The organism is Halomonas sp. M1 (assembly GCF_029581375.1).
Lineage (GTDB): Bacteria > Pseudomonadota > Gammaproteobacteria > Pseudomonadales > Halomonadaceae > Vreelandella.
This window is the reverse complement of the sequence record NZ_CP121119.1, coordinates 3698262-3719004: the sequence shown is the minus strand read 5'-3', so window position 1 is coordinate 3719004 and position 20743 is coordinate 3698262. Positions and strand designations below refer to the sequence as shown.

The window sequence follows — 20743 nt, the reverse complement described above, 5'->3', positions numbered from 1 at the left end:
CCTATCAATTTATGAAAGCACAGCCCGGCGTTAACCAAGGCTCACCCATTGCGCGCTATTATCGCGCCAATGATCCACAATGGCACTGGTTAGAAGCGCGCGAAGCGCCAGAAGTGGCCGAGTTTTTAAATGCCGCCAATCAGGAACATGGCGAATGGTTTGCGCCGCTAGCGCCGCTGGCAGATACACTTTATGAAAGCCATTTAGCCCGCCGCGAACTTGCCGTCACCAGCCTTGAGACAGCGCTAGACCACTTTACGTTCTGGAGTGAAACCGGCGCAGAGGATGACTACCCGTGCTGGTGGCGCTACCCAAACGGCCAACCACAAAAGCGCGAACTGTTTTTAGATGTCAGGGAACGCGCGGCCGGCCATCCTTTTTATGACATGGGCGACATGGCACTTTCGCCCGATGAGCAGTGGCTCGCATGGACTGAAGACACCCAGGGAGATGAGCGCTTTACGCTATGGCTAAAAGCGCTGCCTAACGGCGAGCCGAAACAGCTATTGAGCGACATTGGCCCTAGCCTCTGCTGGGCAGAAGACCAAACAGTGCTCGGCGCCACGCTGCTTTTTACCCGTTTTGACGACACCCAGCGCCCGGATAGTCTTTGGCGGCTATGGGTTCCCTTCACCGCGCTAGATCAATTGCCAGCACCCACACTGGTTATCCGCGAAGAAGATCCTGAGTTTTGGCTAGGAGTTGGCAAAACTCGTTCTAGAGAGTGGCTGCTGATTGATAGTGGCTCCAAGGACACCACGGAAATTGCCATACTCCCCGCCGCTAATCCTGCAGCTACACTAGCATATCTACATACCCGCCAACCCGGCATTGAAGTCAGTGTTGATCACCGCCCCGGCGTCTTCTATCGACTGCAAAATCAAACCGGCCCCCATTTTCAACTCGACTACCTGGCGGAAGAGCAGCTCGGTAAAGACACCGCTTCGTGGCAGGCGTTAATTCACCATCGAGATGACGCTACGTTAGAAGGGGTCGATGCGTTTGCATGGGGCCTTATAGTGGCTGAGCGTAGCCATCGCGAAGCACAGGTAGTGCTGCGACGCCTGGTACTAGGTGAACATCAACAAGCGCGCGTGGATGACTATATTGCGCTACCTGAAACACCTTGTTCACAGCTGCTGGAGGACTCGCCGCACTTTGATACGCAGGAGGTACGGTTAAGGGAAGAGTCGTTCACCCAGCCGCCCAGCTGGTTTTCGCTAGATCTACAAAGCGGCACGCGCACGCTGCTCAAACGTGTTGCGGTTTTTGGCAACCTCTCACCGGAACAGCTGGTTTGCCGTCGCTTATGGGCCACTAGTAATGATGGCGAGGAGGTTCCTGTATCGGTGGTTATGCGTGCAGATTTAGCTGACCAAGCGCTGCCAACACTGCTTTATGGCTATGGGGCTTACGGTGAGGCGTTAGACCCTTGGTTCTCCATCGCCCGGCTAGAGCTTCTGGAACGCGGCGTGGCTTTTGCCGTTGCTCATGTGCGTGGTGGTGGAGAACGCGGCGAACCCTGGTACCTACAGGGCAAAATGGCGCATAAAGAGAATAGCTTTAATGATTTTCTAGCTGCGCGGGAGCTGCTGGTATCGAAAGGAGTGAGTGACCCCCAGCGCATTGCCGCTTGTGGTGCCAGCGCGGGTGGGCTGCTAGTGGGCACTTGCCTCAATCGTGCCCCCCATGCGTTCTGCGCGGCAGTGCTCGACGTACCGTTCCTAGATGTACTGCGCACCATGCAAAACCCGGCGCTACCGCTCACCACCGCTGAATACAGCGAATGGGGCAATCCCGAGAAGCCAGAAGTAGAGCAGCGCATTTCTAGCTATTCGCCTATCGACAATATCACTCAGCAACGCTATCCGGCGCTATGGATCGAAGGCAGCTGGTTTGACACGCGGGTGAGCTACTGGGAGCCGGCCAAATTCTACGCCCGTGTTTCTCAGGCTCAACAAGGTGAAGCCCCCATTTTATTACATACCGACATGAGTAGCGGCCACGGGGGTGCCTCCGGCCGATTCAAAGCTTGGCGAGACACTGCCCGCCAAGATGCTTTTATTCTTTGGGCGCTGGGACTTGATCCGAACGTGACCGATTAAATAAGTACTAAGCCCCGTCCTGTCAGTAAATAGCAAACGTCGGGGCTTTTTTTCGGCATGCATGCCGACAACAATTTATTTATGGAAATGCTTTCCATAAATAAAATTTTGCGCCATACTACTCCTTAGTAGCATATACCAACGTCTAAAAGATCAGATTGATATTCAACTAAGCAAACCCCAGGAGAGCGCAATGAAAAACCAGGAACAATTCCCCACTATATGGGATGCACCTTTAAAAGCATCCACTCGCCCACAACCGACTGGCAGCGTAAAAAAGGCCGCTGCTCCTATTAAAGAAGCCTTCTTGACGATTTGGGATAACGCCAAGCGTCAACCAGCCGTTTAAGGGCTAAGCCGGAGAGGCGCGTTATTGAGGGAGATGTGGTCTATATCAAGATCACATGGGAAGCACGGCAATAATATGCTCTTCCAAGCGCCGTTCTGGCACCTTATCTTGCGAAACTGCAAAGCCGCGAACGCTAATACCCTTTCTATGCACCCGCTCGGCATCGTTACTGAGCAAAGGGTGCCAGCCTGCAAGCTTGCGGCCTTCGGCTACCCGTCGATAGCCACATGTCTGAGGTAGCCAGGTAAATTCTTTAACCAGCGCAGGGGTTAACTGAGTACAGTCCGGCACGCTGTCAAAACGGTTCGCATAGTCGCTACACTGGCAGCTCTGGATATCCAACAAGCGGCAAGCAACGTTTAAAATAGCCAGCTCTTGCGTTTCGTCATCATGTAGCTTTAACAGACAACACTGCCCACAGCCATCACACAGCGCTTCCCACTCTTGGGGCGTGAGTTCATCAAGGGCGTATTTTTCCCAAAAGCGTTCGCGCATTGTGGGCTGCATTGGTAGTACCTTTCTAAGTAATCGTTCATATCACTTGCCTGGCGTGCCAGGGTGGCCCAGCGTGTCTATGCACTCTGCCCATAGCGTATCAAAATCATCTTCCAACCAGCGGTAATTCTCATTAAGCCAAGGGACTAATTCAGCCAAGCGATTGGGCCCTGATAAACGTTTACCAACGCCTGCTATCGCTCGGCAGGTAAAGTCGAAATCCGCATAACCCCTCAGCCAATCATGCTCCACTAATAGCGGCATCATTGTCGCGAGACGGTTAGGAGCAGGTCTGGCCGAAAGTAGCTGATAACAGCGCTCCACCAGAACCTCGTAATCGTCATCACCGAGCTGCCGCCGAGCTAAAAAGTGATCCCAGACAATATCCAGGGCGATGCCCACATAACGCCGCTGAAGATGCGGCGCCTGCTGCTTGGCGTTTAATACGCTAGGGTGAGCATCTACCCAGGCATCAACCCGACGATGATGACGGATACCACTCGCTACTGCTTCAGGCCAAGCGCGCAGATTGCCCCCCTTCACACCATCAGCAATTAAATTGCCATACAGAAATGCGTCACTGCCGCGATGGGCAAGCCAAGCGTGGGCGAGAAAATTCATTGCTGGCGATTAACGTGGGCGCGATGAACATCCAATAAGTAAGCTTCTTTGGCCGGGGGTGTTTGCAGATAAAACCCCTTCTCATTAATCGATGCCATGATGTCTGCTGCGCTGGCACGCGCTAGCGCCTTATCAGCGGTTAAGATCATCGTAAAAACCGCAATGGGCTTGCCAAAGGTTTCCATCAGTAGCTCAGGAACCGGTTCTAGTCCTTTTCGCTTATCAACATAAAGATACATCTCTTCTTTACGCGAGCTTTTAAACACTTCACAGAGAATCTTTTCGCTCACTGGGAGGTCTCCTTCAAGGCGTGGAGTAAGCCTTCAGTTAAACAGTCATCGCGCCAACCACTTAAGGGTGCTGGCGACTCACCGGCGAGCTGCTGCATAACCATCGCTTCAATATCACGACGACGCAGCAGCAGCTCAGGTGCAATTCCTAGCGCTACCGCTTTATCGGTGACTACCTTTTTAACGGCTTTAAAACGCCGCTTAAACTCAGGCTGCATGGGGTCTGGCCACGGCGCTGGAAGGTCAACTTCATCACAATGGTGGGCCTGTTTTAATAAAGCGAGCAGTGCATCACCCTCTTTTTTAACCAACATGGGTTTCACACCCTCAACATCCGCCAGCTCATAGCGATTTTTAGGCATCGCTTCCGCTATTGCGAACAAGAGCTTATCGCTGATTAGCCAGTTACGCGGCAAATCCCGGCGGCGGGTTTCACCTTCACGCCATATTGTCATCACACGGTAGGCTTCTAGCTGACGCGGTGAGAGGCGCCAAAGCTGGCGGTGGCGGGTGAACCACTGCCCATCGCTTTCTACGCTCCTACCCGCTTGCTCAATCAGCGTCGCGCACTCTTCCTTCAGCCAGGAGAGCCGCCCCAGCTCCTCAAGCTTTTCTGCCTGTAGCGACCACACTTTAAGCAGATAGATCACGTCAAGCGCCGCGTATTCACACTGAGAGGGCGTCAACGGGCGCACTAACCAGTTGGAGCGCGTTTCTTCTTTGGGCAGCGTCTCCCCCATCCACAGCTCCACCAACTTCTGATACCCCATGCCGGGGGTTTCACCCAAAAACGCCTGCGCCACCTGGGTATCCGCCAGAGGCGATGGGAGCACGCCTGCCCAGTGCTGAAAAACCTCCAGATCTTCACTGCACGCATGCAGCAGTTTCACTGCATCGTTTTGCAATAACTGGCGAAATGCCGCGGTGCAGGGAGTCGTCAGCGGATCCACCAAGTAGGCCTGCTCTCCAGCGGTAAACTGAAGCAGTGCAGGTACCGGAAAAAAGGTATTTTCTCGGAAAAATTCGGTATCTAAAGCGATGACTGGTGCAGCCGCCACATGCGCGCAGGCCGCATCAAGCGCTTCGGCGTTATCAATCCATTGATATAAAGGGGCAGTTAAAGAGGACAAGAGACACTTCCAGGTTGGTACAACCGCCGTAGCGCTTGCATTTTATTGTGGTCAATCGCTGGCGAAGGGTTGCCGACCATTGAATGCGCGGCTCAGAGTACCGCCATCCACGTACTCAAGCTCACCACCCATAGGTACACCGTAAGCCAATCGGGAGAATTTAACGCCGTAGTGAGCTAGCTGTGACGCGATATAGTGTGCAGTAGCTTCACCCTCAACCGTGGGATTCGTTGCTAGCACGACTTCGCTTATAGCACCTTCCGCTACTCGCGCTTCCAACAAGTCTAAGCCAATGGCATCAGGCCCAATTCCATCAAGAGGAGACAGGTGGCCATGTAGCACAAAATAGCGCCCCTGAAACCCTCCGGCTTCTTCGATGGCAAGCTGGTCAGCGGGTGACTCAACCACACACAACAACGCATCATCACGCCGAGCGCTTTGGCACAGAGCACAGATATCCGCTTCTGTCAGGGTACGGCAGCGCTGACAATACCCCACCTCTTCGATGGCCTGCTGAATGATGGAAGCCAGCCGCTGTCCGCCTGGACGCTCTCGCTCTAGCAGGTGCATAGCCATACGTTGGGCCGTTTTCGGCCCAACACCTGGCAGCACACGAAACGCGTCCATGAGCTGCTCCACCAGCGGAGAAAATCGCATAGCTTAAAACGGCATCTTAAAACCGGGCGGCAAGTTCAGGCCGGCGGTTGCTTCTTCCATTTTAGCCTTTGAACTAATTTCGACTTTACGCACAGCGTCGTTTACTGCAGCGGCCAGCAAATCTTCCAAAAGCTCTTTGTCTTCTTCCAGTACGCTAGGATCAATGGTCACGTTGCTAACGTCGTGGCGGCCATTCATGGTGACCTTCACCATACCGGCACCCGCCTCCCCCTGAACTTCAGCTTTAGCAACTTCCTCTTGAACCTGCTGCATTTTTTCCTGCATCTCTTGGGCTTGCTTCATTATGTTGCCCATTCCACCTTTAAACATGTGGCTATCTCCTGAAAGGTCTAAAAAATATGCATAGCAAGTCAAACAGCCGGACTAGGAACGCACGTCAGACGCTGGCTTAACGGTTGACTCTACAAGCGTTGCCCCAAATGCTTGCTGAAGCTTCTGTATATTGGGGTCGCGGTGCAGTAGATCAACAGCCAAAGCATGGCGCTCTTTGTGTAACCGCTCTTCTTGCTGACGCGGCGTTTCCACGTCAGCCGCCAGTTCAGCTACCGTAAATTCAATACGACGGGGTACGCCCTGCGCTTTAAGCGCTTTCTCGATGCGAGTCTGATGTACCTCCGCCTTCATCGCGGCCTGCCCTGGATCTAGCCGAAGCACGAGGGTGTGACCATCATCGCTTTCGACTTGGCAGTGCGCCGCTAAATTACGCGTAAGGCCTCCCAAGCCTAGCGCATTAAATCGAGCCAGCCACTGATGGTGGTCAAGCACGCTATCAGCCTGAGGGACAGGTGACTCTGGTGCTGGCGAAGCCTGCGCCACCGGCATAGGCTCTGGCTCTGGCTCTGGCTCTGGCTCTGGCTCTGGCTCTGGCTCTGGCTCTGGCTCTGGCTCTGGCTCTGGCTCTGGCTCTGGCTCTGGCTCTGGCTCTGGCTCTGGCTCTGGCTCTGGCGAGAGCATAGCGGCGCTTTCTACTTCATCAAGCGACCAGGGCGGGGCTTGCTCACTTTTATCAACGGGAGGTTCAGGCGTTGGTGCCTCCTGCACAACGGCCTGAGCAGGCGGACTAGCCTGCACTACTGCCGGTGCAGGTTCAGGCTTTTTTGACGATGCTGGTTCACCCATTGACGCTGGTTGCAATGCTGCCCCATTAGTGTCTTCCGCTGGCTCTGGGCGTAACGGCAACGGCGTACGGGGAGGCTTAGGCACCCCTTGGGGGCGAAACGCCAGCATACGCAGCAGTGTCATTTCTAAGGCACTGCGTAAGTCAGGGGCATGCACCATATCGCCCCGTCCTTGAATACCAATTTGGTAATAGAGCTGAATATCTTCAGCGGTAAAGCGGCCTGCCAACTGCTGAATAAGCGCGCGGTCACCGTGGCTGTTATCCACCGCATCGGGCACCATTTGCGCCACCGCCAAGCGGTGCAAAATGGCGCTTAGTTCATCAAGCACTGCCGCGAAATCAGGCCCTTGCTCTGAAAGCTGCGCGACTTCTGCCAGTAACCGCTGCACATCTACATCCGCCAGCGCCTCTACCAATGCTAGGACATGCCGGTGGTCCAACGTACCCAGCATGGCGGCTACATCAGCATGACGCACCGCGCCTTGGCCAAAGGCAATGGCTTGATCCGTCAGGCTCATAGCATCACGCATTGAGCCCTCGGCCGCTTTACCTAACAGCCACAACGCACTCTCATCAAACGCCACGCCCTCTTCACCCAGCACATAGGTTAAATGCTCAACCACGCGCTCGGGGGGCATATGCTTTAAGGTAAACTGCAAACAGCGCGATAGCACAGTGGCAGGTAACTTTTGCGGGTCGGTAGTCGCCAACAAAAACTTGACGTGGGGCGGTGGCTCTTCAAGCGTTTTCAACAGTGCGTTAAAGCTGCTGGTAGAGAGCATGTGTACTTCGTCAATTAAGTACACCTTGTAGCGCCCTTGAGTGGGCGCGTACTGAACGTTATCCAGCAGTTCGCGGGTGTCTTCGACTTTCGTGCGTGACGCTGCATCGACTTCGATTAGGTCAACAAAGCGGCCTTCGTCAATCGCTTTGCAGCTGTCGCACTGGCCACAAGGGGTTGACGTGATACCTTCATCACCTCGCCCACTGGCAGTGCAATTAAGGCACTTAGCCAAGATACGCGCCAATGTGGTTTTACCCACACCGCGAGTACCTGTAAATAGGTAGGCATGATGTAAGCGGCCTTGGTCAAGGGCATTGACCAAGGCGCGTTGAACATGGGCCTGACCCACAAGCTCGTGGAATGTACGCGGCCGCCATTTGCGGGCCAGAACCTGATAGCTCATTGAGCAAAACTTCCTTTGGCGGGCTGACTGTCTATGCGTGACGAAACACCATTCTAGCGGCTGGGCTTACGCCCGCCAACCGCACAGCCCTTAGGCACGGCGTTACATTATGCGTTATCGCCACTCTCGGCAGCACCCGCACGCTGAGCAGCCTCTTTCACTAACTTCTCAAGCTCGCCATTTTGATGCATCTCTATGACGATATCGCAGCCGCCCACTAACTCACCTTCCACCCACAGCTGCGGAAACGTCGGCCAGTTAGCAATTTTTGGCAGCTCAGCGCGAATATCTGGGTTATCCAAGATATTTACAAACGCAAAACGCTCGCCACAGCTCATCAGTGCCTGAACAGTTTGTGCGGAAAAACCGCACTGGGGTAGCTGCGGAGAACCTTTCATGTAGATAAGAATCGGGTTTTCGCTAATTTGGCGCTGAATATTTTCGGCTGTCGTGCTCATCGTATGCTCCTAAAACAATAATGTGATCCAAGCCAGTTTACGCAATTCGCTCACCGGCTTTAACCCTACGGCCAAGTGTTGCTCCCCTTGCTGTGCTAGCCAATACTTGAGCAAACTACTCAGCCATATCTTGTAGAGGCCATTCTACGCATGCTGCTCGCGTTGCGCATCCCCTGCCGCATCGCTAGGATAGGGTTTTTGCGCGGAGAGAAGCCACCATGGCGACACGCCATTTCCTTACCTTGCTGGATTTATCACCCGATGAGTTGGCGTATTTGATTCAGCGTGCCATCAAAATCAAAACCGATTTGAAAGCCAACGGCCCTGTCTATACGCCGCTGCCTAACCGCACGCTGGCGATGATTTTCGAAAAATCGTCCACCCGTACCCGCGTCTCATTTGAAACGGGCATGGCGCAGTTTGGCGGTCACGCGCTGTTTCTCTCTCCCCGCGACACCCAGTTGGGCCGTGGCGAACCGATCGAAGACACCGCTCGCGTGCTTTCAGAGATGGTCGATGCAGTCATGATCCGTACGTTTTCTCACGCAGGCTTGGAAACCTACGCCAGCGCCAGCAGCGTGCCGGTGATCAACGCCTTGAGCGACGACTATCACCCCTGCCAGCTGTTAGCAGACGTTATGACCTGGACCGAGCTGCGTGGAAGCGTGCAAGGCCGCACAGCGGTATGGATAGGCGACGGCAACAACATGTGCCATTCGTGGATTAACGCGGCACGCCAATTTGGCTTTCAACTGCGCATTTGCTGCCCCAAAGGGTATGAACCCCGCGCCGATATTATGGCCGCTGCCGGTGACTGCATCACACTACTCCATGACCCACAAGCCGCCGCCAAGGATGCCGATCTAATCACCACCGATGTGTGGGCTTCCATGGGGCAAGAAGAAGAACAGGCCAAACGCGAAGCAGATTTTGCTGGTTTCCAGGTCACCGAGGCAATGCTCGACACCGCCAAACCAGATGCCCTGTTTTTACACTGCCTACCTGCCCACCGGGGTGAAGAGATTAGCCATACGCTGCTTGACGATCCACGCGCGGTGGTTTGGCAAGAAGCGGGCAATCGCCTGCATGCCCAAAAAGCACTGATAGAGTTCTTGCTACTTGGCAAAGTTAACGATTAGCAAAAAACTACCGTAAACCTGCAGTGACGGTTTGACCAAGCAAAGTGTCTCAAACCATTGATACATAGGCACTGCAGGTATAAAAACTGACAGATATAAAAATATGACAGGCATAAAAAAACGCCTCGCTAGTGTTAGCGAGGCGTTTTTTATGAATCTTGGTGGAGCCTAGCGGGATCGAACCGCTGACCTCAACACTGCCAGTGTTGCGCTCTCCCAGCTGAGCTAAGGCCCCACATGCTGCCGTTGCAGCAGCGGTGCAAATACTAGGCTAGAAGCTGCCCATCGTCAAGACAAAGCTTAGACAACCATGTTCTAATTCTCCTTTGCCAGGAGCTGTGGCACTCTATGCTTCAACATACAGGGCGAGCGCCCGTGTCCAAGAAGATTTCCATGCAGGAGACTGCCTTTTGATCAACGTTTTAATCGCCGATGATCACCACCTGGTGAGAACCAGTATTGCGCACCTGCTGAACGAAGAGGCCGACATTAAGGTCGTCGGCGAAGTTGTCGATGGCGAAAATGCCGTTACTCAGTGTCGCGTAATGAAACCTGATATTGTACTTATGGACATACGCATGCCAGGCATTGGCGGGCTGGAAGCCACGCGGCGTATCCATCGCACCTTAGTAGATATCAAAGTTATTATTCTGACCGCCCACATGGAAGATAGCGTGCTGCGGCGAATGCTAGAGGCAGGCGCTTCGGGCTTTTTGAGCAAAGGTGCTGATGCGGCAGAAATGACCGATGCCATTCGCCAGGTTTTTCATGGGCGCCGCTATGTGAGCCAAGAGATTGCCCAACGCCTAGCGCTCTCTCACTTTACGGACGAAGATAATCCGTTTAGCCAGCTATCGCACCGCGAGTTGCAAATCGCCCTGATGATCGTTAATTGCCAGCGCGTTCAGGATATATCCGATAGGCTACATTTAAGTCCGAAAACCGTTAATACCTACCGATATCGGCTATTTGATAAGCTACAGGTTGCCACTGACGTTGAGCTAACCCATCTCGCCCTGCGCCACGGGCTAGTTGAGGGCTTTGACCCAAGCCTGGGATAGCCCTACCATCGCAGGCTCTGCCGTCTTGAAGCGCCGACACCCAGCTATGACTTTTGATGCCAAGCAGTTTCTGAGCTCTGTAAGTACCTCTCCGGGGGTTTACAGAATGCTAGATGAGGAGCAAAACACCCTCTATGTCGGCAAAGCCAAGCGTTTAAAAGCGCGTCTTGCCAGCTACTTCCGTGGTCAGCTGAACACCAAAACTCAGGCAATGGTCGGACGAATTGCCGATATTCAAATTACCGTTACCCGCAGCGAAACCGAAGCACTACTGCTGGAACAAACGCTGATCAAAGAGCTGCGGCCGCCCTATAACATCCTATTGAGGGATGATAAGTCCTACCCCTTTGTATTTGTGACCGACCGCCACTCTTATCCTGCACTTGAGTATAAGCGAGCACGTCAGCGGCGTGACGACGGCCGCTACTTAGGGCCCTACCCTAGTAGCGGCGCCGTGCGAGAAAGCCTAGCACTCATGCAGAAAATTTTTCGCATACGCAACTGTGAGGATAGCGTTTTTGCCCACCGGTCACGCCCCTGCCTCCAGTTCCAAATCCAGCGCTGCAGCGCCCCCTGTGTAGGCTACATCTCTCAGGAAGAGTACCGCCGCGACGTCGAGCACGCGGTTATGTGCCTGGAAGGCAAAAGCGAGCACGTCACACAAGCGCTCACTGCCGAAATGGAAACTGCCAGCCACGCACTAAATTTTGAAGAAGCTGCCCGCCTACGTGATCAAATACAGCAGCTTAGGCAACTGCAGCAGCGTCAGTTTGTCGATAATGAAAGCGGCGATGCCGATATCTTTGCACTGGCCCAGCGGCCGGGCGCACTGGGAGTATCCGTGCTTAGCGTGAGGGATGGGCGCCTGCTTGGCGCACGACACCACATGCCTAAAAATGACCTGGACCTGCCACCGGAAATGCTACTCACCGAGGTCGTTAGCCAATACTATTTTGGCCAACCCCATAATGTGCCCAGCGAAGTGATCACCAGCCACCCGCTTGAAGACAGCAGCCTGATCGCAAGCGCCTTATCCCAGCAAGCAGGTAAGCGCATACGCGTTGCCAGCCAGGTACGCGGCCATCGCGCCCAGTGGCAACATTTGGCCATGACTAACGCGGAGCAGCAGCTTGCTTCTCAGTTGGCTAACAGAACTCAGCTCACCCAGCGCTTTGAAGCGCTGCAAAAAGCGCTAGCGCTCGATAAAATTCCCGAGCGCCTTGAGTGCTTCGATATTAGCCACAGCCACGGCGAAGCGACAGTCGCCTCCTGCGTGGTATTTGACCATCAAGGGCCGCGTAAAAGCGATTATCGTCATTTCCGCATCGAAGGGGTGGCAGCAGGAGATGACTACGCCGCCATGCAGCAGGCGCTAACCCGGCGCCTTAAACGTGTAAAAAGCGGCGAAGCCATCGCCCCAGATATTTTGATTGTTGATGGCGGCAAAGGGCAGCTAAATATGGCACGCAGTGTGCTAACTGACCTGGAAGTAACGGATATTATTTTACTCGGCGTTGCCAAAGGCACTACGCGTAAAGCGGGACTTGAAACTCTGTTTTTAGAAACCACCGACAACCCTTTACCGCTGGATCCCGCCTCGCCCGCCCTGCATTTGATCCAGCACATTCGGGACGAGTCGCACCGCTTTGCCATCGCCGGACACCGCGCTCAGCGGGATAAAGCGCGACGCACATCGACGCTACAAGACATTCCTGGCATTGGCCCTAAACGCAGGCGTGAGCTACTGCGGTTTTTTGGTGGTCTACAGGGCGTACAGAAGGCTAGCCGCGATGAACTATCCCGAGTGCCCGGCATTAACGCTGCTCTTGCAGAAACAATTTACAATGCGCTTAATGGATAAACCGACGCTTAACATGGATGCTGTTAGCCAAGGGAGATAGAATACTTCCTCAGCAAACACTCCGTCTTTCATGACTCTCCGGCAAGGATCGCGCCCTGCGATGAATATACCCAACATACTGACTCTGGCAAGAATCGTCTTCATCCCGCTAATGGTAGTGCTTTTTTATCTACCGTTCAGCTGGAGCATGCCGCTTGCAGCAGGACTGTTTGCCTTGGCAGCAGTAACCGACTGGCTAGATGGCTACCTAGCTCGTCGCTGGAACCAGTCAACGCCGTTTGGCGCTTTCCTGGACCCTGTGGCCGACAAACTCATGGTGGCAGTGGCGCTTGCGCTGCTTATCGAACGCTTCGACACCCTGATATTAACCCTGCCTGCGCTGGTCATCATTGGCCGCGAGATCGTCATTTCAGCACTACGTGAATGGATGGCGGAAATGGGCAAACGCGGCATGGTGGCTGTCTCTTGGATCGGAAAACTCAAAACCACGCTGCAAATGGTGGCCATCCTTATTTTATTAGCCTTTCCGCCAGGGCACGAGATCGCCTTATTCGGCGTCGTGGTGCTTTATGCAGCGGCTATCTTGACCCTTTGGTCGATGATTCAGTACCTAAAGTCTGCATGGCCACACCTCAGCCGCTCAATGTAAAAAAGAGAGTATCTGTTTGTGCTTGCTGATAAATTCATTGATTGACAAGCTCGCCCTGGTGCGTATAATTCGCCCTCGAGTCGAGCGGGAATAGCTCAGTGGTAGAGCATCGCCTTGCCAAGGCGAGGGTCGGGAGTTCGAATCTCCTTTCCCGCTCCAACGACTTGTTAGGCTGGATGGCAGAGTGGTTATGCAGCGGACTGCAACTCCGTGTACGCCGGTTCGATTCCGACTCCAGCCTCCATTTTCAGTGTAGCGGCAGACCTTGTCTTCGATACACTGCCCGGATGGCGAAATTGGTAGACGCAAGAGACTTAAAATCTCTCGGAGGTAACTCCGTGCCGGTTCAAGTCCGGCTCCGGGCACCATTTATTAGTTAAACGAACTAAGCTGCGAGATCAATTGATCTACGCGGCTTTTTTGTTTGCGCAATACTTATCTATCCCGAGACTAGCGTGCAATTTTTTATTCGCACACATCGCCAAGCGATTATGGTCACGCTATGATGCCTGCCTTATTACCGCACAGCGCTTGATCGTGAGAAAAAGGAGCGGGCCCATGAGCACGCCAACATCCGACGTACTAATCATCGGCGGCGGCGTCGCCGGTTTAACCCTGGCGCTTGAGGTTGCAGACCACCTCTCAGTGACGCTAGTGCGTCCAGCGGTTGATGACCAAGGTGCCAGCCGGTGGGCACAGGGGGGCATTGCTGCCGTACTGTCCCCCGACGACGATCTTGAAGCCCATATGCGTGATACGTTAGTTGCTGGCGACGGGCTATGCAATGAAGAGGCGGTAAGGCACACGGTTACCCACGGCCCAGACGCTATTCAATGGCTAATTGATAACGGCGTACCGTTTACTCCCGATCCCGACCCCGCCGCTCGCTACCCTTACCATCTTACTAGAGAGGGTGGCCACAATGCCCGGCGCATTATCCATGCAGATGACGCCACGGGACGCGCTGTTGTCGATACGCTGCTGAACAAAGTCAGCGCCCACCCGAACATCACCCAACGCAGTGACCTAACGGTTTTAAACCTGCTCAGCGATGAAACTGGCCAGTGCATTGGCGCCACGGGGACAGACACACAGCAGCGCTACAAAACACTCCTAGCCCGGTACACAGTGTTAGCTACTGGCGGCTCCAGCGGGCTTTACCGCCACACAACCACGCCCTCTCCCAGCAGCGGTGAAGGCATGATAATGGCAGCCGAGCTCGGTGCCGTGCTGATGAACCTTGAGTTCCAGCAGTTTCACCCTACCTGTTTATTCGACCCAGAAGGCCCCGCCTTTTTAATCAGCGAAGCTGTGCGCGGTGAAGGTGGCCATTTATTAAATGAAGCGGGTCATCGGTTCATGCCCGACATTGACCCACGCGCAGAACTTGCCCCTCGCGATGTAGTGGCTCGGGCGATCGACGCAGAAATCCAGCAAAGCGGCCAAGGGCATGTATGGCTCGATATTCGTCATCTTGGTGAGACGGCTATTGCCCATCACTTCCCAACGATTTTAGCCCATTGCGCCACCCGCGGACTGGACATTACCCGCCAACCGATCCCCGTTGTGCCAGCTGCGCACTATAGCTGTGGCGGCGTCGCAACCGATCACAAAGGCGCCACCCACGTAGCGAACCTGTATGCCATTGGCGAAACCGCCTGTACCGGCCTACACGGCGCAAACCGCATGGCAAGCAATTCACTCTTAGAGTGCTTAGTATACGCGCGAAGCTGTGCGCAGCATTTACTTGCCCAGCCCAACACCCCCCTGCCGAGTGATAAAGGGAACGCTGCAAAAACCAGCCACAAGGCTGGCATTATTGATGTTGAAAAACTTCTTATGCTGCGCAGCGCCATGCGCGAAGTGATGAGCCACTACGTATCGATTGTGCGTAGCAATCAAAGCCTTGCTACAGCGCGGGAAAAGCTCGTCGAAATTGAGCTAGAACTAGAAGAGTTTCTTGCCAGTACGCTAGGCAATGAGGACGAGAGGCGTGCGCACCCTGAGAGCATACGCTTCAAGCAGTCCTTGAAGCTTGCCCAGCTAACCGTATTAGCGGCTCTGCAGCGTCAGGAGTCTCGAGGGCTACACTACTCAACCGACTGGCCTGGACAGCAGAGTAATGCCACTGCATCTAGGCTCACCTTGCAGCAGTTAACGACCTGCCCGGTGACATAATCGGCGCAGCTCCCGGTGTCTATGGGCTGGCAAGCTATCAGGCCATAGCCACACCCTCTGCGGCCCTAAGTGAAGTCCAAGCAGCCACGGGCCAATATAATCGCAGCGCACCGGCCGCTCTTCACCCAGTTCTCCATTTCCCAGCAGCCAACGCCCAGAAAGCTGAGCACCACTCTTTACCAACTGCAAATCACCGCTGGGCTGCGCCTGATACTGGCGCCAAACCACATACGCTACGCATAGCACCAATACAGCCACCCATCCTATGGGCACTACCCAGCTCAATACCATACAAAGCCCTAACGCCAACGTTGCATGGCATGCGCTTTGACACTTAGAGCGTGCGATAGGCAGAGTTATCGGTGGTTTCAGCATGTTCAACAATCATTTGTACCAATCGACGCAGTGCAGGATCCTCAGGCCATTCACGGTGCATCAACCACACAAACAGGTCTTGATCCTCTTCTTCGATTAACCGCTCATACGCTAATTGATCATCCTCACTGAGCGTATCAAAGCGTTTTTCAAGGAAAGGAATAAGTAGCAGATCCAGCTCCCACATACCGCGGCGAGAGTGCCAGTAAAGTCGCTTGCGCAGTATTGCTGCTGGTGAAGTATCGTCGCTCAACGTCAGCCTCTCGGGATAGATGAAATGAAATGCCAGTATACCTAAGCCACAGGGTCGCGCCAGCGGCAACCTTCGCCTATGCTGTAATTCAGTTACACACTAATTAACCTAGTACCTTGTTTTATCTGAATTGTTTTATATCGGCATGCGCAGTATGCTGGATTCGATGTTATCGAGGTCGCAAGCATCAACGCGCCATATAAGTTCGCAGGGAGCCAACCGATGACCAAATCTGAATTAATCGAACAAATCGCAATGCGGCAACCGGAGCTATCCGCTAAAGAAGTAGAAACGGCGGTGCGTATTATCTTGGATGATATGACGGACGCTTTAGCTAGCGGCGGACGTGTGGAGATCCGCGGTTTTGGCAGCTTTTCGCTGCACTACCGGGAACCACGCGTAGGGCGTAACCCTAAAACCGGCGACCCTGTCGACTTAGAGGGTAAATATGTCCCCCATTTCAAACCGGGTAAGGAGCTACGCGAGCAGGTAGATGCAAGCCGTGCACTGGGCTACTAGCCGAGCCGCGCGTGCTCTTACATGCATATCAGACCTTCTGCGGGATGACGTCGCTTCCAGACTCAGACACAATAGCATCACCTTGAACGTCACAGACTAGGAAACTCTCATGCGTTGGATAAAAGGGCTGATTCTGGCCGTCATTTTGCTGGTTGTGCTGCTGATCGGCATTCTGTTTGCCGTCAACAATCAGCAAACCGTAGCCTTAAACCTGATTTGGGTCGAACTGCCTCCCGTTTCTCTCTCTGTATGGCTGTTGGCCACATTAGCCTTTGGCGTTATTTTAGGCATGCTCGCTATGCTGGGTGTTTATGTACGGCTGAAAGCGCGTCTGGCGCGCAGCGAGCGCCACAGTAAACAGCAGCGCAAAGAGCTGGACCGTTTACGTACCCAGGAGCTAAAGGAAGTGGCGTAAATGCTTGATCTCGCGCTGCTGGGTGTACTATTGGCAGCCATCGCCATTGGTTTTGGCCTGGGATACCGACACGCCTCCCTCCGCAAGCAGCGCACGCTAGACTTGCGCGCTCCAGACATATCGCGCGAGTACTTCGTCGGGCTGAACTATCTTCTGAATGAGCAGCCTGACGAAGCAATCAATACCTTTATCCATGCGCTGGAAGTTAACAGCGATACCGTGGGCACTCACATTGCCTTAGGCAAGCTGTTTCGGGCACGCGGCGAAGCCGACAAAGCCGTCAGTATTCACCAAAATTTACTTGCTCGCCCAGCGCTCTCTGCGTCTACCAACCAGCATATTCAGCTCGAACTAGCCCGTGATTTTATGGCGCTAGGCGTCCATGACCGCGCGCAGCGTTTGCTAAGCGACCTTTTAGAAAACGCTGTTAATTCCCCTTACCATCAAGAAGCCAAACGCTTACTGATCGATATACTAGAGCGTGAGAAAGAGTGGCAGTCTGCACTGGATATTGCTCAGCCTCTCTTAAAGCAACAGCCCGGCATGCGCCGACCGGCAGCTCATTGGTTATGCGAACTGGCTTTAGAAGAAATTCAACAGTCCAGCCGTGCGCTGGCTCGAAAACACTTAAAAAAAGCGCTGCAGCTAGACGAGCGCTGCGTTCGCGCCACCCTGCTTTTAGCTGAGTTAGAAATGGAAAACGGGCACTACCGTCGCGCCATTGACGGCCTTGAACGCATACCTCGCCAAGATATCGCTCATATCCCCACGATGCTGCCAGCTCTCCAGCGCGCCTATGAGCGCAATAACGACTTACATGGCTTTGAGACCCAGCTCTACCAATTGCTTGGCCACGCACCTTATACCAGTGTGATTATCACGCTAGGCGAGCTAATTCATCACCGCGACGGTGTTGATAGCGCGATAGAGCGCACCGGAGAATGGCTTCGTGAAGCCCCTAGCCTGGGCGGGCTTGATTACCTGATCGACCTCTATTCGGAAAGCCAACGCCTTAGCGGCAAATCCCCACCCGATACGCGGTTACTACTTTTAAAGCATCATACCGAGGCACTTATGGAAGGCAGGCCTCGTCACCGCTGCCGACGCTGTGGATTTACCAGCGACAGCCTAGTATGGCAATGCCCCAGCTGCCGCCGCTGGGGCACTATCAAGCCTATTACTGGCGTCGAAGGCGAATAGCGCAAGACTCAAACAAGCATTAAGAAGCCGCCAACTCTGCTTCAATGGCCACCAGCGCCGCCATAGGGTCCTCGGCTTGGGTAACGGGCCGCCCCACTACCAAATGGGTGCTGCCTACCCGCATCGCCTCAGAAGGCGTCATAATCCGCTGTTGATCGTTCGCAGCAGCAAAGCTTGGCCGAATACCGGGGGTTACTTTCAAAAACTCAGCACCACACTGCGCTTTAATCTGAGCAGCCTCCTGTGCAGAACAAACCACTCCATTTAAACCGCTTTGCTGGGTGAGCGCTGCTAATCGCATAACCTGATCCTGCGGCGTGGCCGCCACACCTGCCTCATGTAAATCCTCAGCCTGCATACTGGTCAATACAGTCACTGCAATTAGATGTGTTGATAAGTTGTGGTCTATTAAGCGTTTAGCAGCAGCCTCCATCATGCGGCGGCCCCCTGAGGCATGCACATTAACCATCCAAACACCCTGCTCAGCCGCCGCTTGCACCGCGCCTGCGACCGTATTAGGAATATCGTGAAATTTCAGGTCAAGAAACACTTCAAACCCACGTCCATGCAGCGCTTCCAGCACAGCTGGGCCACTGCGCGTAAATAACTCTTTACCCACTTTTACACGGCAGCGCGAAGGATCTAACTGATCGGCCATGCATAAAGCAGCATCTAGGGAGGGGTAATCAAGGGCGATAATCAAGGGGGAATCAGTAGCCACGGGCGTACTCCATGTTCATTTTGGCGCATTGTAACAGCCCAACCAGCCTTGCTGTGTAAGCGATTTGCTCATAACCCGTAGCAAAATGCTTACAAAAACAGTCGTACATGGCTTACAGCATTTTCATGATGAAGCGCTTAAGTTTACCAGGGCGGCGTCTTAATAAAACTTCACCGCTTAAAACACATGGCCGCAATGCTATTTCCAGGCAAGCAGCATGCCTTAGTGAAAAGCGCATAGGCGGCCCAACCAACAACTCAAAGGATGCTAATCCATGCAAACAACGTTAAAAGGATTGCTAACGGCACTGCTGCTTAGCCTCAGTTTAGGCCTATCAGGTGCCGCCCTAGCCCAAGCAGTGGCACCCATCAATGTAAATACCGCAGATGAAGAGCTACTGGCTGAGCTTCCGGGCGTAGGCCCAAGCCGTGCGGCTGCCATTATTGAAGAGCGGGAAACCAACGGCGCATTTGAAAACGCAGATGACCTAACCCGCGTTAACGGCATTGGTCCCGCCACTGTTGATCGTATGCGCGACCAAGTAGCCTTTGACGAGTAGTCACTTTTAACACGTAGTAACGGTTGACGAATAAAGCAACACTTTCAACCGCTTGACGGCCATCATCGAGCGGTTGAAAGTAATAACATAGATAGCGTAAAAGCGTCTGATCAACACCGTGATGAGTCAGGGGCTTTTAAAACGTATCACCGGGGATACGCACCTTACCTTCCATTAATACCCGCGCGCTTCGGCTCATAACGGCTTGATCAATCTGCCATCGCCCTTCAACTAAGCTTGCCTTTGCGCCAACTCGCAGGGAACCCGATGGATGCCCGAATGTGACCGCCTCCCGCTCAGTGCCGCCTGCCGCCAGATTCACCAACGTCCCCTGAATAGCCGCCGCCGCACCAATCGCCACCGCTGCAGTGCCCATCATCGCGTGATGTAATTTACCCATTGAAAGCGCCCGCACCACTAAATCAATATTTTTCGCATCAACGGCTTTGCCGCTGGAAGACGTGTAACTGGCGGCGGGAGCCACAAACGCCACTTTCGGTGTGTGCTGCCGGCTTGATGCTTCCTCAACGCTCTTAATTAACCCCATACGTACGGCACCGTGAGCGCGAATAGTCTCGAACATAGCCAGCGCGTTGGCATCGCTGTTAATTGCTTCTTGCAGTTCACAGCCGGTATAGCCAATATCCTGGGCGTTGATAAACACTGTCGGAATACCCGCATTAATCAGCGTTGCCTTTAGAACGCCTACCCCAGGTACTTCTAAGTCGTCGACTAAATTACCCGTTGGGAAAATCGCTCCTTCACCATCAGCGGGATCCATAAAAGCCACGGGGATCTCAGCGGCGGGAAAGGTGACGCCATCTAACTCAAAATCACCGGTTTCCTGTACTTGGCCATTAACAATCGGCACTTGAGACACAATCGTCTTACCGATGTTGACCTGCCAAATACGCACTTCAGCCATGCCATTTTCTGGCACCCTGGCGGGGTCTACCAAACCGTTAGCTATCGCGTATGGCCCAACGGCTGCGGATAAGTTACCGCAGTTGCCGCTCCAATCTACAAAGGGTTTATCAATCGATACTTGACCAAACAGATAATCGACATCGTGATCCGACGACTCACTTTTGGAAAGAATCACGGTCTTACTCGTGCTGGACGTCGCCCCGCCCATGCCATCAATCTGTTTTTCGTAGGGGTCTGGACTGCCGATCACACGCATTAACAGCTTATCCCGGGCTTCACCGGGAACCTGGGCTGCTTCAGGCAAATCGCTCAGCGTGAAAAAAACCCCTTTGCTGGTACCACCACGCATATAGGTGGCAGGAATACTGATTTGTGCAGCATGAGACATAAATAACACTCCCTAACCTTTTTCAATGATTATTCTTAATGACTGCGCTCAATAGCCATGTTCAA

At 53.7% G+C, this 20743-nt stretch carries 22 protein-coding genes and 4 tRNA genes; 14 read left to right on the top strand and 12 right to left on the bottom strand.

The features are described 5' to 3' along the window. Positions 1–11: 11 nt before the first annotated feature. Together P8S54_RS17050 and P8S54_RS17045 are read left to right on the top strand one after the other, a co-directional pair. Positions 12–2105 (top strand): prolyl oligopeptidase family serine peptidase, encoded by a 2094-nt coding sequence (locus tag P8S54_RS17050; RefSeq protein ID WP_281442680.1) that lies wholly within the window; start codon positions 12–14, stop codon positions 2103–2105. A gap of 193 nt (positions 2106–2298) precedes the next feature. Further along, complete coding sequence (locus P8S54_RS17045) at positions 2299–2454, top strand: hypothetical protein (RefSeq protein WP_281442679.1); 156 nt, start codon at positions 2299–2301, stop codon at positions 2452–2454. Between the two features lie 51 nt (positions 2455–2505). Here the strand turns inward: P8S54_RS17045 and P8S54_RS17040 are convergent, their stop codons facing one another. From P8S54_RS17040 to grxD, 8 genes are all read right to left on the bottom strand, one after another. Further along, the gene (locus P8S54_RS17040) at positions 2506–2961 is read right to left on the bottom strand and encodes a YcgN family cysteine cluster protein (RefSeq protein WP_281442678.1); all 456 of its coding nucleotides are present in this window, start codon (positions 2959–2961) and stop codon (positions 2506–2508) included. Positions 2962–2991: 30 nt separating this feature from the next. Next, on the bottom strand, positions 2992–3570 hold the full coding sequence (locus P8S54_RS17035) for an ACP phosphodiesterase (protein ID WP_281442677.1): 579 nt from the start codon (positions 3568–3570) through the stop codon (positions 2992–2994). Further along, the gene (locus tag P8S54_RS17030; protein ID WP_281442676.1) at positions 3567–3860 is read right to left on the bottom strand and encodes a YcgL domain-containing protein; all 294 of its coding nucleotides are present in this window, start codon (positions 3858–3860) and stop codon (positions 3567–3569) included. The genes P8S54_RS17035 and P8S54_RS17030 overlap by 4 nt, the downstream gene beginning before the upstream one ends. Next, on the bottom strand, positions 3857–4990 hold the full coding sequence (gene rnd, locus P8S54_RS17025; RefSeq protein WP_281442675.1) for a ribonuclease D: 1134 nt from the start codon (positions 4988–4990) through the stop codon (positions 3857–3859). Before rnd ends, P8S54_RS17030 begins: the two co-directional genes overlap by 4 nt. 51 nt (positions 4991–5041) lie before the next feature. Further along, complete coding sequence (recR, locus tag P8S54_RS17020) at positions 5042–5647, bottom strand: recombination mediator RecR (RefSeq protein WP_009101527.1); 606 nt, start codon at positions 5645–5647, stop codon at positions 5042–5044. 3 nt (positions 5648–5650) lie between these two features. Further along, positions 5651–5977 (bottom strand): YbaB/EbfC family nucleoid-associated protein, encoded by a 327-nt coding sequence (locus tag P8S54_RS17015; protein WP_009101528.1) that lies wholly within the window; start codon positions 5975–5977, stop codon positions 5651–5653. Between the two features lie 54 nt (positions 5978–6031). After that, entirely contained in the window at positions 6032–7975 is a 1944-nt protein-coding gene (gene dnaX / locus P8S54_RS17010) for a DNA polymerase III subunit gamma/tau (RefSeq protein ID WP_281442674.1), read from the bottom strand. A gap of 107 nt (positions 7976–8082) precedes the next feature. Beyond that, positions 8083–8433 carry a Grx4 family monothiol glutaredoxin gene (grxD, locus tag P8S54_RS17005; RefSeq protein WP_009101532.1) on the bottom strand — a complete coding sequence of 117 codons (351 nt, stop codon included), beginning with the start codon at positions 8431–8433 and terminating at the stop codon, positions 8083–8085. 218 nt (positions 8434–8651) lie between these two features. Here grxD and argF point away from each other — a divergent pair, with 218 nt between their 5' ends. Beyond that, positions 8652–9572, top strand: a complete 921-nt coding sequence (gene argF / locus P8S54_RS17000) for an ornithine carbamoyltransferase (protein ID WP_281442673.1) — start codon at positions 8652–8654, stop codon at positions 9570–9572. Positions 9573–9731: 159 nt separating this feature from the next. Here argF and P8S54_RS16995 read toward each other — a convergent pair. After that, positions 9732–9807 (bottom strand) — tRNA-Ala (locus tag P8S54_RS16995). A gap of 175 nt (positions 9808–9982) precedes the next feature. Here P8S54_RS16995 and uvrY point away from each other — a divergent pair. From uvrY to nadB, 7 genes are all read left to right on the top strand, one after another. Beyond that, entirely contained in the window at positions 9983–10633 is a 651-nt protein-coding gene (gene uvrY / locus P8S54_RS16990; RefSeq protein ID WP_281442672.1) for a UvrY/SirA/GacA family response regulator transcription factor, read from the top strand. Positions 10634–10679: 46 nt separating this feature from the next. Further along, positions 10680–12494: an excinuclease ABC subunit UvrC gene (gene uvrC / locus P8S54_RS16985; RefSeq protein ID WP_281442671.1), complete on the top strand. Its 1815-nt coding sequence runs from the start codon at positions 10680–10682 to the stop codon at positions 12492–12494. Between the two features lie 100 nt (positions 12495–12594). After that, a complete protein-coding gene (pgsA, locus tag P8S54_RS16980; protein ID WP_035540894.1) occupies positions 12595–13143 on the top strand; it encodes a CDP-diacylglycerol--glycerol-3-phosphate 3-phosphatidyltransferase in 549 nt (182 codons plus the stop codon). A gap of 84 nt (positions 13144–13227) precedes the next feature. Beyond that, positions 13228–13302: transfer RNA gene (locus P8S54_RS16975), tRNA-Gly, on the top strand. A gap of 11 nt (positions 13303–13313) precedes the next feature. Beyond that, positions 13314–13387, top strand: a tRNA-Cys gene (locus P8S54_RS16970). A 37-nt stretch (positions 13388–13424) separates the two neighbouring features. Then, a tRNA-Leu gene (locus P8S54_RS16965) sits at positions 13425–13511 on the top strand. A gap of 190 nt (positions 13512–13701) precedes the next feature. Continuing rightward, the gene (gene nadB / locus P8S54_RS16960; RefSeq protein ID WP_281442670.1) at positions 13702–15321 is read left to right on the top strand and encodes an L-aspartate oxidase; all 1620 of its coding nucleotides are present in this window, start codon (positions 13702–13704) and stop codon (positions 15319–15321) included. A gap of 334 nt (positions 15322–15655) precedes the next feature. Here nadB and P8S54_RS16955 read toward each other — a convergent pair whose 3' ends face one another. After that, positions 15656–15949, bottom strand: coding sequence for a succinate dehydrogenase assembly factor 2 (locus tag P8S54_RS16955; protein ID WP_009101546.1), 294 nt, complete (start codon positions 15947–15949; stop codon positions 15656–15658). 222 nt (positions 15950–16171) lie between these two features. Between P8S54_RS16955 and P8S54_RS16950 the strand changes: the two genes are divergently transcribed. From P8S54_RS16950 to lapB, 3 genes are all read left to right on the top strand, one after another. Beyond that, positions 16172–16468, top strand: coding sequence for an integration host factor subunit beta (locus P8S54_RS16950; RefSeq protein ID WP_009101549.1), 297 nt, complete (start codon positions 16172–16174; stop codon positions 16466–16468). 109 nt (positions 16469–16577) lie between these two features. After that, positions 16578–16883 carry a LapA family protein gene (locus P8S54_RS16945; RefSeq protein WP_281442669.1) on the top strand — a complete coding sequence of 102 codons (306 nt, stop codon included), beginning with the start codon at positions 16578–16580 and terminating at the stop codon, positions 16881–16883. Continuing rightward, entirely contained in the window at positions 16884–18083 is a 1200-nt protein-coding gene (lapB, locus tag P8S54_RS16940) for a lipopolysaccharide assembly protein LapB (RefSeq protein WP_281442668.1), read from the top strand. 19 nt (positions 18084–18102) lie between these two features. Here lapB and pyrF read toward each other — a convergent pair whose 3' ends face one another. After that, positions 18103–18804, bottom strand: coding sequence for an orotidine-5'-phosphate decarboxylase (pyrF, locus tag P8S54_RS16935; protein WP_281442667.1), 702 nt, complete (start codon positions 18802–18804; stop codon positions 18103–18105). Between the two features lie 274 nt (positions 18805–19078). Between pyrF and P8S54_RS16930 the strand changes: the two genes are divergently transcribed. Next, positions 19079–19363 (top strand): ComEA family DNA-binding protein, encoded by a 285-nt coding sequence (locus P8S54_RS16930; protein WP_009098637.1) that lies wholly within the window; start codon positions 19079–19081, stop codon positions 19361–19363. A 136-nt stretch (positions 19364–19499) separates the two neighbouring features. Here the strand turns inward: P8S54_RS16930 and prpF are convergent, their stop codons facing one another. Further along, positions 19500–20678 carry a 2-methylaconitate cis-trans isomerase PrpF gene (gene prpF, locus P8S54_RS16925; RefSeq protein ID WP_281442666.1) on the bottom strand — a complete coding sequence of 393 codons (1179 nt, stop codon included), beginning with the start codon at positions 20676–20678 and terminating at the stop codon, positions 19500–19502. Positions 20679–20743 lie beyond the last annotated feature (65 nt).